Here is a 15,099-nt window from a genome sequence, read left to right on the forward strand (position 1 = left end):
CGCTTTTCAAGAAGGGATACCCATGCTGCAGACCCGCATCATCAAGCCCGCCGAGGGCGCCTATTCGTTCCCCCTGTTGATCAAGCGCCTGCTGATGTCCGGCAGCCGCTACGAAAAAACCCGCGAAATCGTCTACCGCGACCAGCTGCGGCTGACCTATCCACAACTGGGCGAGCGCATCGCGCGGCTTGCCAACGTGCTGACCGAGGCCGGGGTCAAGGCCGGTGACACCGTGGCGGTGATGGACTGGGACAGCCACCGCTACCTGGAATGCATGTTCGCCATCCCGATGATCGGCGCCGTGGTGCACACCATCAACGTGCGCCTGTCTCCCGAGCAGATCCTCTACACCATGAACCACGCCGAAGACCGCGTGGTGCTGGTCAACAGCGATTTCGTCGGGCTGTACCAGGCCATCGCCGGGCAGCTGACCACGGTCGACAAGACCCTGCTGCTGACCGACGGCCCGAGCAAGACCGCCGAGCTGCCCAACCTGGTGGGCGAGTACGAGCAGCTGCTCGCCGCCGCCAGCCCGCAGTACGACTTCCCGGATTTCGACGAGAACTCGGTGGCCACCACCTTCTACACCACCGGCACCACCGGCAACCCCAAGGGCGTGTACTTCACCCATCGCCAGCTGGTGCTGCACACCCTCGCCGAGGCCTCGGTCACCGGCAGCATCGACAGCGTGCGCCTGCTGGGCAGCAACGACGTCTACATGCCGATCACGCCGATGTTCCACGTGCATGCCTGGGGCATCCCCTATGCCGCCACCATGCTGGGCATGAAGCAGGTCTACCCCGGGCGATACGAGCCAGACATGCTGATCAAGCTGTGGCGCGAAGAGAAGGTCACCTTCTCCCACTGCGTGCCGACCATCCTGCAGATGCTGCTCAACTGCCCGAGCTCGCAAGGCCAGGACTTCGGCGGCTGGAAGATCATCATCGGCGGCAGCGCGCTCAACCGTTCGCTGTACCAGGCCGCGCTGGCCCGTGGCATCCAGCTGACGGCGGCCTACGGCATGTCCGAAACCTGCCCGTTGATCTCGGCCGCGCACCTCAACGATGAGCTGCAGGCAGGCAGCGAGGACGAGCGCGTCAGCTACCGGATCAAGGCCGGTGTGCCGGTGCCGCTGGTGGAGGCCGCGATCGTCGATGGCGAAGGCAACTTCCTGCCCGCCGATGGCGAGACCCAGGGCGAGCTGGTGCTGCGCGCGCCCTGGCTGACCATGGGCTACTTCAAGGAGCCGGAAAAGAGCGAGGAGCTGTGGCAGGGCGGCTGGCTGCACACCGGTGACGTCGCCACGCTGGACGGCATGGGCTACATCGATATCCGCGACCGCATCAAGGATGTGATCAAGACCGGTGGCGAGTGGATTTCCTCCCTCGACCTCGAAGACCTGATCAGCCGCCACCCCGCCGTGCGCGAAGTGGCCGTGGTCGGGGTGGCCGACCCGCAGTGGGGCGAGCGGCCGTTCGCCCTGCTGGTGGCGCGTGACGGCCAGGTCATCGATGCCAGGACGCTCAAGGATCACCTCAAGCCGTTCGTCGAGGAAGGGCACATCAACAAGTGGGCAATTCCCAGCCAGATCGCCGTTGTTACTGAAATTCCCAAGACCAGTGTCGGCAAGCTCGACAAGAAGCGCATCCGCCAGGACATCGTCCAGTGGCAGGCCAGCAACAGCGCCTTCCTGTCGACCGTATGAGCCTGCGGCGGGTCGCGTGCGTCATAACGCGACCCGCACGCTAGAGCGGCTGGTGCCTTGCCAAACGAGAAATTTACGCCATGCTTGAGCGTTGCCAATGCCCAGCCTGGATAACTTCAGGATGAAATGGCGCCGCAGCGCGCAAATCACACTTTAGAGGGATCAAGCACCTGTGCCTGCTGGCTATAGTCGGGGCCAGGGGATTTTCAGGAATGGGGGAGGGCGACACGCGCAACACGTGTCGCTGCGGGTGCAAGCCCGCATACCGGTCGCTCGGGCCGTTCTTGAAAGGACTCACTGCCATAACAAAAAAGTACATGGAGTAGCGTCGATGACATCTGCAAACACGTTCTGGCGCCGGGCCAAGCTGCCTTTGGCCGTCAGCCTTGCTTCCACGCTCGCAAGTCCTGCTTTTGCGGTCAGTTTCAACATCGGTGAAATCGAGGGCCAGTTCGACTCGTCGCTTTCCGTCGGGGCCAGCTGGTCGACCGCCAACCCGAACAAGAACCTGATCGGCGTCAACAATGGCGGCAAGGGCCTGTCGCAAACCTCTGACGATGGCCACCTCAACTTCAAGAAGGGCGAAACCTTCTCGAAGATCTTCAAGGGCATCCATGACCTTGAGCTCAAGTACGGCGACACCGGCGTGTTCGTGCGTGGCAAGTACTGGTACGACTTCGAGCTCAAGGATGAAAGCCGCCCGTTCAAGGACATCAGCGACTCCGGCCGCAAGGAAGGCGCCAAGTCCTCCGGCGCCCAGCTGCTCGACGCCTTCGTCTACCACAACTATTCCATCGGCGATCAGCCAGGCTCGGTGCGCCTGGGCAAGCAGGTGGTGAACTGGGGTGAAAGTACCTTCATCGGCGGCGGCATCAACTCGATCAACCCGATCGACGTGGCCGCCTTCCGCCGCCCCGGCGCCGAGATCAAGGAAGGCCTGATCCCGGTCAACATGTTCTACATCTCGCAGAGCCTCACCGACAACCTGTCGGCCGAAGCCTTCTACCAGATCGAGTGGGACCAGACCGTCGTCGACAACTGCGGCACCTTCTTCTCCCAGCCCGACATCATCGCCGATGGCTGCACCGACAACCTGCGCGTGCTCAACAGCAGCCGTACCGTGCCGGCAGCGGCCCAGCAGTTCCTCGCCAGCCGCGGCGTGAACATCAACGAAGAAGGCGTGATGGTGGCCCGTGGCGCCGACCGCGATGCCCGCGACAGCGGCCAGTTCGGCGTGGCCATGCGCTACATGTTCGAACCGCTGGACACCGAGTTCGGTGCCTACTTCATGAACTACCACAGCCGCGCGCCGATCTTCAGCGCCACCGGCGCCTCGCCATCGGTGTTCGCCGGCCTCAGCCAGCTGCCGCCGCAGCTGCGGGCACTGGCGCCGCTGATCGTGGCCGGCAACTCGAAGTACTTCGTCGAGTACCCCGAGGATATCCGCCTGTATGGCCTGAGCTTCTCCACCACCTTGCCCACCGGCACCGCGTGGAGCGGTGAACTCAGCTACCGGCCGAACGCGCCGGTGCAGTTGAACACCACCGACATCCTGTTCGCCGGCGTGCGGCCGATTGGCGGTGCACTGGCCAACGCATCGCTGCTCAACGGCACGCCAGGTCAGGACCTGCACGGCTATAACCGCAAGGAAATCACCCAGTTCCAGACCACCCTGACGCACTTCTTCGACCAGGTGATGGGCGCCAGCCGCATGACCGTGGTCGGTGAACTGGGCGTCACCCATGTCGGTGGCCTGGAGAACGCCCACGAAACCCGCTATGGCCGTGACCCGGTGTTCGGCCCCGGCCCGCTGCCCGCCACCGGCGGTGCCGATACCTGCCAGGCGCTCAATGCCAGCACCATCGCTGGTGCTGGCCCAGGGGCCTCGACCACCAACCTGAACCGCAAGTGCGAAAACGACGGCTACACCACCAGCACCTCCTGGGGTTACCGCGCGCGGGTCATCTGGGACTACAACGACGTGTTCGCCGGCATCAACCTCAAGCCGAACGTGGCCTGGTCGCATGACGTGTCCGGTTACTCGCCAGGTCCAGGCGGCAACTTCGAGGAAGGCCGCAAGGCGGTCAGCCTTGGCCTGGACGCGGAGTACCTGAACACCTACACCGCCAGCCTGTCGTACACCAACTTCTTCGACGGCAAGTACAGCACCGTGGATGATCGCGACTTCGTCGCCCTCAGCTTCGGCGTGAACTTCTAAGCACACAGATCCAGGACGACACGACATGAACAAGACCAGAAGTCTGCTGCAAGCCGGTGTGCTGGGCCTGTCCCTGCTGGCGACCGGCGTCATGGCTGCGGTTTCCGCTGACGAAGCGGCCAAGCTGGGCACTACCCTGACTCCGATGGGCGCGGAAAAGGCCGGTAACGCCGATGGCTCCATCGGCCCGTGGCAGCCACTGTCCAAGACCGCGGGCAGCGTCGACGCCAAGGGCTTCCTTGCCGACCCTTATGGCAGCGAAAAACCGCTGTTCACCATCACCGCGCAGAACGTCGAGCAGTACAAGGACAAGCTGTCGCCGGGCCAGGTGGCGATGTTCAAACGCTACCCGGACACCTACAGGATCCCGGTGTACAAGACTCACCGTGGCGCCACCGTGCCTGACGATGTGTTCGCCGCCATCAAGAAGAACGCCACCAGCACCACCCTGGTCGAGGGCGGCAACGGCCTGAACAACTTCCAGACCGCCGTGCCGTTCCCGATCCCCAAAAGTGGCCTGGAGGTGATCTGGAACCACATCACCCGCTACCGTGGCGGCAGCGTCAGCCGTCTGGTGACCCAGGCAACGCCACAAGTGAACGGCACCTTCAACCCGGTGTACTTCTCCGACCAGTTCGTGTTCCGCGACAAGATGAAGGATTACGACCCGAACAACCCGGGCAACATCCTCTTCTACTTCAAGCAGGAAGTGACCGCGCCGGCGCGCCTGGCCGGTACCGTGCTGCTGGTGTACGAGACCCTCGACCAGGTCAAGGAGCCACGCCAGGCGTGGATCTACAACGCCGGCCAGCGCCGGGTGCGCAAGGCGCCGCAGGTGTCTTACGACGGCCCGGGTACCGCTGCCGATGGCCTGCGTACCTCGGACAACCTGGACATGTTCAACGGTGCGCCAGACCGCTACGACTGGAAGCTCGAAGGCAAGAAGGAGCTGTACATCGCCTCCAACGCCTACAAGCTCGACGACCCGAAGCTCAAGTACACCGACATCATCAAGGCCGGCCACATCAACCAGGACCTGACCCGTTACGAGCTGCGCCGGGTATGGCATGTGGTCGCGACGCTCAAGCCGAGCCAGCGGCATATCTACGCCAAGCGTGACTTCTATATCGACGAGGACACCTGGCAAGCCGCGGTGATCGACCAGTATGACGGGCGCAACCAGCTGTGGCGCGTTTCCGAGGCGCATTCCCAGGACTACTACAACGTGCAGGTGCCGTGGTACACCCTGGAGGCCATCTACGACCTGCAATCGGGCCGTTACCTGGCCCTGGGCATGAAGAACGAAGAGAAGCGCTCCTACGACTTCGGCTTCAGTGCCAGCAAGGCCGACTTCCAGCCTGCCGCGCTGCGCCAGACCGGTATTCGTTGAAGCACTAACCCCCTCCGTGTGATCTCCCAGAACGCCCCGGCTTGCCGGGGCGTTTCTGTTCAGCCTGGGCAATCACTGCGCTGAATACCCCGTCAAACCCTTGTGGCAGCCGCTGTCCATCAGCCATGTTGCGTTTTGTCGCAGTCTTTTCCTGGGTAATGGCGCCCATTGTCTTCAAATGCGCTGCGTTACCGGCTAGTCTCGCAACAATCCGTACCGCCGTTGTCTTCCAATCATAACGAGCCGGCCATGACAGATCTGTCCCGTACGCATGGATTCGCCAGCCAGGCCATGGGCCTGCTGGACGGGCGTTTCTTCCGGCCGCCATTACCGGAAGGCCACGTCGCGCGTGCGCGCTTGTGCCAGCGCCTGCACGCGGGCCTTGCCGGGCGCCTGCTGCTGGTCAACGCCCCGGCGGGGTTCGGCAAAAGCTCCCTGGCCATCGAGTTCTGCGAGGCCTTGCCCGCCCACTGGCGCAGCCTGTGGCTCGGCCTGAGCCAGCGCGATGCCGACCCTGGCCGCTTCCTCGAGCGCCTGCTCGAAGGCCTGCAACAGTACTGCCCGGCCCTGGGCGGGCAGGCCATGGGCCTGCTGAAGATGCGCCAGCGCCATCAGCCCTTCGCCTTCGAGGAGTGGATCGACGGCCTGCTCGACGAGCTGGGGCTCTACCTGCAGGCCGATACGCCCTTGCTGCTGGTACTGGACGACTATCACCTGGCCCAGGGGGCGGTGCTCGACCGCTGCCTGCAGTTTTTCCTCAACCACCTGCCAAGCGGCCTGGTGTTGCTCATTACCAGCCGCCAGCGCCCGGACTGGCACCTGGCGCGGCTGCGCCTGTCGCGGCAACTGACCGAACTCAACGAACAGGACCTGCGCCTGACCGCCGATGAGGCGCTGGCCGTCATCGGCTGCCAGCCGACCGGGTTGCGCGGCCAGGCCCTGGACAACCTGATCCAGCGCAGCGACGGCTGGGTGGCCGGGCTGCGCTTCTGGCAACTGGCCGCCAGCGAAAGCGGCGACGAGCATGCCTTGCCCCAGGCGCTGCACGGGGGCGAGGGGCTGATTCGCGACTACCTGCTCGAAGAAGTCATCGACATCCTGCCGCAGGACGTGCAGGCCTTTCTGTTCGACACCGCGTGCCAGGAGCGTTTCTGCGCGGAACTCTGCGATGCCCTGCGCGAGCGCCATGACAGCGCCGTGATCCTGCGTTTCTTGCAGGCGCACCAGGTATTTCTGGTGCCGCTCGACGAGCATGGCCAGTGGTACCGTTATCACCACCTGTTCTCCGACCTGCTGCGCAGCCGCCAGTCCAGCGAGCCGCTGGCCCGCCTGCACCTGCGTGCCTGCCGCTGGTTCCAGGCCCAGGGCCTGCTCGACGAAGCCGTGGAGCAGGCCTTGCGCGCCGGCCATCTGGACGTTGCCGCCAACCTGGTGCAGAGCCTTTCGGAGGAGCAACTGCTGGCCGAGCAGAACGTCGGCATGCTGCTGCGCTGGAAGATGGACCTGCCCGACAGCCTGCTGATCAGCACCCCGCGGCTGATCGTGCTGTACAGCTGGGCCCTGGGTCTGGCTTGCCAGCTGGATGCCGCAGAAGAACTGGCGAGCAACCTCAGCCGCTTCCTGCCCGCGCCTTCGGCCACGGCGCAGAAGTCGATGCTGGCGCAGTGGCTGGCATTGAGCGGGGTCATCGCCCGTGGCCGTGGTGATCGTCAGCGCACCCTGGCCTATTGCAGCGAAGCGCTGCAGAGCCTGCCGTGCAAGCGCTATGGGCAACGGCTAGTGTGCCTGTCGACGCTGTCGAACCTGGCCATCGCCGATGCCGACTACTGGCGTGCGCGGGGCTGGAACCGCGAAGCGCTCGAGCTGGCGCAGCGGGTCGGCAACCCATTGTTCGAGGCCCTGGCGCACTACGACCGCGCCCGCGTGCTGCATGCCCGGGGCGAGGTGCTGCGGGCACTGGATGAGGTGAGCCAGGGGTTGCAGCGTCTGCAGGGGTTGCCGGCGCAGCGCCTGTATGCCGTGCGTGCGCGCTTGACCTTGTACGAAGGCTACCTGCTGGTATCGCGCCTGCAGCCGGCCCAGGGGCGTGCGCGCCTGCGGGCCGGGCTGGGCGAGGCGCGTGCCTGTCGCGACATCAGCGTGCTCATCGGCCACTGTGTGATCGCCGCGCTCGATGGCCGCGAGGGCCACTATGCCGAGGCGTTCGCCGAGCTGGCCGAGGCCGAGCGGCTGATGCACATCTGGGACGTGCCGCCGATTTTCTACCTGGCCATGATTACCCTGGTCAAATGCGAGCTGTGGCTGGCCCAGGGGCGTACCGACCTTGCCGAGTCGTGGTTGCTGCGCCTGGGGCAGACCTATGGCGGCGAGCATCCGGCGGCGGCGCCGGAGTTCCACCCCTTGCTGCCCTTGCACATCGAGTTGCAGCAGGCACTGCTCGAGCGGGTACAGGGGCGCAGCGACGAGGCCGAGGTACGCTTGTGTGCCCTGGTCGAGCGTGGCCAGGCCACGGGCGGCATGTTGCTGGCCTTGAGCGCGGCGTGCCAGTGGATGCTCCTGTTGCTGGCCGACGGGCGCGAGGGCGAGGCTGCCGGGCAACTGCCAATGGCCTTGGCAGCAGCCCGTGGTGGGGTGTTGCTGCCGTTCCAGCGGTTGATCGAACTGCATCCGGCATGGCTGCGAGAGCAGCTGCTTGCGCAGCCGGCTTGCCAGGTTCAGGCCAAGCTGCTGGCGCACCTGCCCGAGCTTGCCATGCCCGCCGCGGGTGCTGGCGAAGCGCTGAGCGGCCGTGAGCTGGCAGTGCTGGAGCTGATTGCCCAGGGCTGTTCCAACCAGCAGATCAGCGAGCGGTTGTTCATTTCCCTGCACACCGTCAAGACCCACGCCAGCCACATCAACAGCAAGCTGGGCGTGGAGCGTCGAACCCAGGCGGTGGCCCGGGCCAAGTCGCTGGGCCTGCTGGCCTGAGGCTATCGTTCAGCGTTGCGTGCAGTACCCTCATATTTCCCGACCAGCGGCCGATACAGGATTCGGCGGTATAGGCATCGCCGCACTCCCATCCTCCAACACAGGTCGAGTTGATGCTGCAGTACGGGCAAAAGAGCTTTCTGATCGTCGACGACTTCACCGACTTCCGCACCTCGACACGTTCCATGCTGCGCGAGCTGGGCGTGCGTGACGTGGACACTGCCGACAGCGGTGAGCAAGCCCTGCGCATGTGCGGGCAGAAGCGTTACGACTTCATTCTCCAGGACTTCCACCTGGGTGACGGCAAGAAGAACGGCCAGCAGGTGCTCGAGGACATGATCCTCGACAAGCTGATCAGCCATGAGTGCGTGTTCATCATGGTCACCGCCGAAAGCAGCCAGGCGATCGTGCTCAGCGCCCTCGAGCATGAGCCGGACGCCTACCTGACCAAGCCGTTCAACCGCGTCGGCCTGGCCCAGCGCCTGGACAAGCTGACCCAGCGCAAGACCTTGCTCAAGCCGATTCTCCAGGCCCTGGACCGCGGCCGCCCGGCCGAGGTGCTGGCGGCCTGTGCCGAGCTGTGCAAGAAAGACCCGCGCTTCGCGCCGCTGTGCTTGCGCTACCGGGCCGATGCCTTGCGTGCGCTGAACCGCTTCGAGGAGCTGGAGAAGTTTCTCAAGACCATCCTCGCCAGCCGCCCGCAGCCTTGGGTGTATGCCGCGCTGGGCAGCCTGATGCACAAGCGCGGCCAGCACGCCCAGGCCCAGGGGGTGTACGAGCAGGCGCTCAAGGCCTTCCCGATCATGCCCGGCCTGTACGACGGCATGGCCGATGTGCTGGTCGCCCAGGGCGACACCAAGCGTGCGCAGAACATGCTCGAAGAAGCGGTGCGCCTGTCGCCGCTGGCAGTGCGCCGCCAGGCCACGCTGGGCAAGCTGGCGCTGGACAACGAAGATTTCGAGAGCGCTTCCAAGGCGTTTCGCCATGCGGTCAACCAGGGCCAGAGCTCGCGCTACAAGGACGCTGAAAGCAACCTTGGGCTGGTCCAGGCGCTGATGAACAAGAACGCCGGTTTCGGCCTGGACGCGCGTACCCGCGTCGAGATCAACACCGTGCTCAGCGAAGTGGCCAAGGACAACGCCGACGACCAGGGCCTGCAGGTGCGTGCGCGCTTGATGAAAGCTGCCAGCCTGCAGCAGGCCGGCGATGCCGAAACGGCCGCCAAGCTCACCGAGCAGGCCATTGCCCGGCTGGACAAGATGGACCAGTTCTTCTCGGTCGAGGCGGCCTTGACCGTGGCCAGGCAGTTGCAGTCACTGGGCCAGGAAAGCGCCGGCAGCACCATCCTCAAAGGCTGCGTGGAAACCTACGGCGACGACCCCAAGGTGATGCAGAGCGTGGCCAAGCTGACCGACGACCCGAGCGTGCTCGGCGCGGTCACCGAGGCGGTCGACCTCAACCGCCAGGGGGTGCGCAGCTACCAGGCCGGGCAGCTCAACGAAGCGTTGCAGATGTTCCGCAAGGCCCTGTCGCTGCAGCCGAAGAACATCAGCATCGCGCTCAACACCGCCCAGGCACTGCTGCGCATCGGCGGTGAAGCCACGCCGCCGGCCATCCTCCAGGAGTGCCGCGCCTGCCTGACCAGCGTGGCCGGTATTCCCGCCAGCGACAGCCGCTACGACCGCTATCGCAAATTGCACATCAAGGTGTTCGGCGCATGAGCCAGGACAATCAGGGGCTGGATTTTTCCACGGTGATCGCCTCCACCGTGCACGACCTGAAAAACTCGCTGTCAGCGCTGATCCAGTCCCACGATCAGTGGCTGGCGCGCCTGCCCGAAGAGCTGCGCGGCGGTACCGAGCAAGGCGTGATCGAGCACGAGTTCCGCCACCTCAACGGCATGCTGGTACAGCTGCTAGGGTTGTACAAGCTGGGCGTCAACCAGCTGCCGATCTGCCCGGACTACCACGAGCTGGATGACTTCATCGAAGCTCAGCTGGCGGCCCACCAGCAAGTGCTGGAGCACAACGACATCCTGGCTACCTGGCGCATCGACAGCGACAACCCGCTGGGCTTCTTCGACCGCGAGCTGGTGGCCTCGGTGATCGCCAACGTGGTCACCAATGCCACGCGCTATGCCGGGCATGCGTTGTTGATCAGCATTGGCGAAGAAAACGATCACCTGGTCATCAGCGTCAACGACGACGGCCCCGGTTACCCGGCGCGCATGCTCGAGCGACAGCAGGATTACGTGCAGGGCATCGAGGCGCAGGGCGGCAGCACCGGGCTTGGGCTGTACTTTGCGGCGCGCATCGCGGCGTTGCATGAGCGTGACGGGGTGCGTGGGCGGATCGAGATTTCCAATGGCGGGACGCTTGGGGGTGGGTTGTTCAAGTTGTATTTGCCTTGAACGCCGACTGAGCATTTGTAGGCCGTTTCCCAAGACTTCGTGTGGAAGCTCTCGCTGGTGAGATCCAGGCTTTTTTTGCTGCTGGGCGAGCGAAACTGTAGATACGCCGTTTCTACATTTCACTTGCAATCACTTGGAGGGTTTCTACTATGTATCTACCTTGGGAGATACTCATGCAGATCAAAATTCAGCAATGGGGCAACAGCGCCGCCATTCGCCTGCCGTCGACAGTGCTCAAACAGATGCGCCTCGGTGTCGGCTCTACCCTGAGCCTGGACACTGCAGGCGAAACGCTGGTGCTCAAACCCGTCAGGCCCAAGCCCAAATACACCCTCGAAGAGCTGATGGCGCAATGTGACCTGAACGCGCCGGAGCCCGAGGACATGGCCGGCTGGAACGCCATGCCTCCAGTGGGGCGTGAAGTGTGAGGCGGGTCGGGTTCGGCAGAGGCGATATCGTGCGCGTCAATCTCGACCCTACGCTCGGCCGGGAGCAGCAGGGCAGTGGGCGCCCGGCGTTGGTGATATCGCCGGCGGCCTTCAATGCCTCGGGCCTTGCCGTGATCGTACCCATATCCCAAGGCGCGGACTTCGCCAGGCATGCCGGATTTGCCGTTACCCTCAGCGGCGCGGGCACGCAGACTCAAGGGGTGATGCTCTGCAACCATCTTCGCACGGTCGACCTTGAAGCCCGAGGCGCCAAACGCATCGAGTCGGTTCCTGAGGGGGTGATCCTCGACGCGCTGGCTCGCATTCAAACGCTATTCGATTGATTGACGCTCATGGAAAACACACCGCTAGCCCTCATCCGCGAAACCTTCCCCGTCGGCCCCCTGCAGTGCAACTGCACGCTGATCGGCGACCCGCTCACGCGCAAGGCCATCGTCGTCGACCCGGGCGGCGATCCGGAGAAGATCCTCGCCCGCCTGCAGGCCCACGGCCTGACCCTGGTGAGCATCATCCACACCCACGCGCACTTCGATCACTTCCTCGCGTCCGGCAAGCTCAAGGAACTCACCGGCGCCACCTTGCACCTGCACAAGGCTGACCAGGCGCTGTGGGACAACCTGGAAATGCAATGCCAGATGTTCGGCGTGCCCTACACGCCAGTGCCGCCGCCAGACCGCTGGCTGGGTGACGACGAGGAGCTGGCCTGTGGCTGCGGCGTCGCCTTGCACACGCCGGGGCACACCCCGGGCTCAATGAGCTTCTGGTTCGCCGACGCCAAGCTGCTGATCGCCGGTGACACCTTGTTCCGCCGGGGCATTGGCCGCACCGATTTGTGGGGTGGCGACCAACGGGCTATCGTTCGGTCGATCAAGGAGCGGCTGTATCGCCTGGATGAAGACGCGATCGTGGTCACCGGCCACGGCCCCGATACCCGCTTGGGTGACGAGATGCGCGAGAACCCGTTCGTGCGGGCATGAATCCGTATGAACATGTTTTTATGGAATTAATTCGCCTTCATGTGATCCAAGGCTGGCATCGATCCATCTGCGATCTGCCGCACAACTGAATTTTTGTAGGAGCTTGTCCATGTTCACCATGCGTCGTCTGATTATCGTCGCAACCGCTGCAGCCTTGATGACCGGCTGCGCGAGCCAGAACCCTTATGACAGCCAAGGTCAGGCACAAGGCGGCTCCACAGGGATGAGCAAGACCGCCAAGTACGGCGGCCTGGGCGCACTGGCCGGCGCCATCGCCGGTGCTGCCATCGACCACAACAACCGCGGCAAGGGTGCACTGATCGGCGCCGCCGCAGTGGGCGCCGCGGCCGCAGGCTATGGCTACTACGCCGACAAGCAGGAAGCCGAGCTGCGCGCGCAGATGGCCAACACCGGCGTCGAAGTGCAGCGCCAGGGCGACCAGATCAAGCTGATCATGCCGGGCAACATCACCTTCGCCACCGACTCGGCGAACATCGCCCCAAGCTTCTACTCGCCGCTGAACAACCTGGCGAACTCGTTCAAGCAGTTCAACCAGAACACCATCGAAGTGGTTGGCTTCACCGACAGCACCGGCAGCCGCCAGCACAACATGGACCTGTCCCAGCGCCGTGCCCAGGCGGTCAGCAGCTACCTGACCTCGCAGGGTGTCGATGCTTCGCGCGTCTCGGTACGTGGCATGGGCCCGGACCAGCCGATCGCCAGCAACGCCGACGCCAATGGCCGGGCGCAGAACCGCCGCGTCGAGGTCAACCTGAAGCCGATCCCTGGCGCTCAGTACGACCAGCAAGGGCAGGTACAGCAGTACCCCTGACCGAACCCAATGGGGCCGCATCGCGGCCCCATTGCTTTTACTGCCGGGTGCTGGCCTGAATCGCGGTCAGGGCGATGGTATGCACGATATCGTCCACCTGCGCCCCTCTGGGCAAGTCGTTCACCGGCTTGCGCAAGCCCTGCAGCATCGGCCCCAGGCTGACCCCGTCGGTGCTGCGCTGCACTGCCTTGTGGGTGGTGTTGCCGGTATTCAGGTCGGGGAACACGAACACCGTCGCACGCCCGGCTACCGGGCTTTGCGGCGCCAGCTGGCGGGCAATGTCCGGGTTGGCGGCAGCGTCGTACTGCAGCGGCCCGTCGATCAGCAGGCCCTGGTCCGTGGTTTGCGCCAGGCGCGTGGCTTCGCGCACCTTCTCCACTTCCTCGTCGCTTGCCGAGTCGCTTGAGTAACTGATCATCGCCACCCGCGGCGCAATGCCGAAGGCGAGTGCCGATTCGGCGCTCTGCCGGGCGATTTCCGCCAGCTCGTCGGCACTGGGGTGCGGGTTCATCACGCAGTCGCCGTACACCAGCACCTGCTCGGGGAACAGCATGAAGTACACCGACGACACCAGGCTGGCGCCCGGTGCGGTCTTGATCAGCTGCAGGGCAGGGCGAATGGTATTGGCGGTGGAGTGCACCAGGCCCGAGACCAGCCCGTCGACCTCATCCAGTGCCAGCATCATGGTGCCGATCACCACCGGGTCCTCGAGCTGCTGTTCGGCCATGGGCGCGTTGAGGTTCTTGCTCTTGCGCAACTCGACCATCGGTTCCACGTAGCGCCCGCGAATCAGCTCCGGGTCGAGCACCTCAAGGTCGGCCGGCAGGGTGATGCCCTGGGCCCGGGCCACCGCCTCGACTTCCTCGGGCTTGGCCAGCAGCACGCAGCGGGCGATGCCGCGCGCCTGGCAGATCGCCGCAGCCTGCACCAGCAAAGGCTCGGCCCCTTCGGGCAGGACGATGCGCTTGTTGGCCTGCTGGGCGCGCTGGATCAACTGATAGCGGAACACCGCCGGCGACAGGCGCAGCTCGCGCGGGGTGCCGCAACGCTGGTGCAGCCAGGCGGCATCGAGGTGGCTGGCGACGAAATCGGTGATGAACTCGGCGCGCTCGCGGTCATCCACCGGAATTTCCCGGTTCAGCGAATTGAGCTGGTTGGCGGTGTCGTAAGAGCCGGTGCTGACCGACAGGATCGGCAGCCCCGCCTGCAGGGCGCCACGGCACAAACCCAGAATGCGCGCATCGGGCTTGCTGTCGCTGGTCAGCAGCAGGCCGGCCAGCGGCACGCCGTTGATCGCCGCCAGGCTCACGGCGAGGATGATGTCGTCGCGGTCGCCCGGGGTGACCACCAGGGTGCCTGGGGTGAGCAGCGGCACGGTATTGGCCACGGTGCGTGCGCAGATGATGATCTTGTTCATGCGGCGCTGCTCGTAGTCGCCGGCATTGAGCACCTGGGCACCGAGCAGTTCGGCCACATCGCGGGTGCGCGGGGCGTTCAGCTCGGGCTGGTAGGGGATGCAGCCGAGCAGGCGGAAGTCGTTGCCGCGCAGCAGCGGCGAATGCTCGCGCAGGCGCGTGGCGAAGTCGGCCATGCTTTCGTCGGTGCGCACCTTGTTGAGGATCACGCCGAGCACTTTCGGGTCACGCGGGCCACCGAACAGCTGGGCCTGCAGCTCGACGCGCCCGGACAGCTCGCTGAGCACTTCGTTTTCCGGTGCCGACACCAGGATCACCTCGGCATCCAGGCTCTTGGCCAGGTGCAGGTTGACCCGCGCCGCGTAGCTGGCATGGCGCGTGGGCACCATGCCTTCGACCACCACCACGTCGTTGCCGACGCAGGCTTGCTGGTAGAGGCGGATGATCGCTTCGAGCAGTTCGTCGAGCTGGCCATCGCCGAGCATGCGCTCGACCTGGGCCAGGCTCAGGGGCATGGGCGGCTTGATGCCGTGGGTGCGGGCGACCAGCTCGGTGGAGCGCTCCGGGCCGGTGTCGCCAGGGTGCGGCTGGGCAATCGGCTTGAAGAAGCCGACCTTCAGCCCGGCGCGCTCCAGGGTGCGCACCAGGCCCAGGCTGATGGAGGTCAGGCCGACACCAAAGTCGGTCGGCGCGATGAAAAATGTCTGCATGTGCTTCTCGAAATAAGCGTTGCAAG

At 64.8% G+C, this 15,099-nt stretch carries 11 protein-coding genes; 10 read left to right on the top strand and 1 reads right to left on the bottom strand.

The window, feature by feature from the left end; translation table 11 throughout:
* Positions 1 to 22: 22 nt before the first annotated feature.
* From ACIPG5_RS11370 to ACIPG5_RS11415, 10 genes are all read left to right on the top strand, one after another.
* Positions 23 to 1,705 (top strand): fatty acid--CoA ligase, encoded by a 1,683-nt coding sequence (locus ACIPG5_RS11370; protein WP_236237866.1) that lies wholly within the window; start codon positions 23 to 25, stop codon positions 1,703 to 1,705.
* 331 nt (positions 1,706 to 2,036) lie between these two features.
* The gene (locus tag ACIPG5_RS11375; RefSeq protein ID WP_401375012.1) at positions 2,037 to 3,923 is read left to right on the top strand and encodes a DUF1302 domain-containing protein; all 1,887 of its coding nucleotides are present in this window, start codon (positions 2,037 to 2,039) and stop codon (positions 3,921 to 3,923) included.
* 25 nt (positions 3,924 to 3,948) lie between these two features.
* On the top strand, positions 3,949 to 5,313 hold the full coding sequence (locus ACIPG5_RS11380) for a DUF1329 domain-containing protein (RefSeq protein ID WP_176516817.1): 1,365 nt from the start codon (positions 3,949 to 3,951) through the stop codon (positions 5,311 to 5,313).
* A 249-nt stretch (positions 5,314 to 5,562) separates the two neighbouring features.
* Positions 5,563 to 8,280, top strand: coding sequence for a LuxR C-terminal-related transcriptional regulator (locus ACIPG5_RS11385; RefSeq protein WP_401375015.1), 2,718 nt, complete (start codon positions 5,563 to 5,565; stop codon positions 8,278 to 8,280).
* Positions 8,281 to 8,393: 113 nt separating this feature from the next.
* Positions 8,394 to 10,001 (top strand): tetratricopeptide repeat-containing response regulator, encoded by a 1,608-nt coding sequence (locus ACIPG5_RS11390; RefSeq protein WP_286914196.1) that lies wholly within the window; start codon positions 8,394 to 8,396, stop codon positions 9,999 to 10,001.
* Entirely contained in the window at positions 9,998 to 10,690 is a 693-nt protein-coding gene (locus ACIPG5_RS11395; RefSeq protein WP_236237861.1) for a sensor histidine kinase KdpD, read from the top strand. The genes ACIPG5_RS11390 and ACIPG5_RS11395 overlap by 4 nt, the downstream gene beginning before the upstream one ends.
* Before the next feature lie 149 nt (positions 10,691 to 10,839).
* A complete protein-coding gene (locus tag ACIPG5_RS11400) occupies positions 10,840 to 11,118 on the top strand; it encodes an AbrB/MazE/SpoVT family DNA-binding domain-containing protein (protein WP_176516825.1) in 279 nt (92 codons plus the stop codon).
* The gene (locus ACIPG5_RS11405; RefSeq protein ID WP_401375020.1) at positions 11,115 to 11,462 is read left to right on the top strand and encodes a type II toxin-antitoxin system ChpB family toxin; all 348 of its coding nucleotides are present in this window, start codon (positions 11,115 to 11,117) and stop codon (positions 11,460 to 11,462) included. Before ACIPG5_RS11400 ends, ACIPG5_RS11405 begins: the two co-directional genes overlap by 4 nt.
* A 9-nt stretch (positions 11,463 to 11,471) precedes the next feature.
* Positions 11,472 to 12,116, top strand: coding sequence for an MBL fold metallo-hydrolase (locus tag ACIPG5_RS11410; RefSeq protein ID WP_176516829.1), 645 nt, complete (start codon positions 11,472 to 11,474; stop codon positions 12,114 to 12,116).
* Between the two features lie 109 nt (positions 12,117 to 12,225).
* Entirely contained in the window at positions 12,226 to 12,948 is a 723-nt protein-coding gene (locus tag ACIPG5_RS11415) for an OmpA family protein (protein ID WP_176516831.1), read from the top strand.
* Positions 12,949 to 12,985: 37 nt separating this feature from the next.
* Here ACIPG5_RS11415 and pta read toward each other — a convergent pair whose 3' ends face one another.
* Entirely contained in the window at positions 12,986 to 15,073 is a 2,088-nt protein-coding gene (gene pta / locus ACIPG5_RS11420) for a phosphate acetyltransferase (protein ID WP_176516833.1), read from the bottom strand.
* Positions 15,074 to 15,099 lie beyond the last annotated feature (26 nt).

The sequence above is a fragment of the Pseudomonas sp. NPDC087029 genome (genome assembly GCF_044745345.1).
Lineage (GTDB): Bacteria > Pseudomonadota > Gammaproteobacteria > Pseudomonadales > Pseudomonadaceae > Aquipseudomonas > Aquipseudomonas faucium.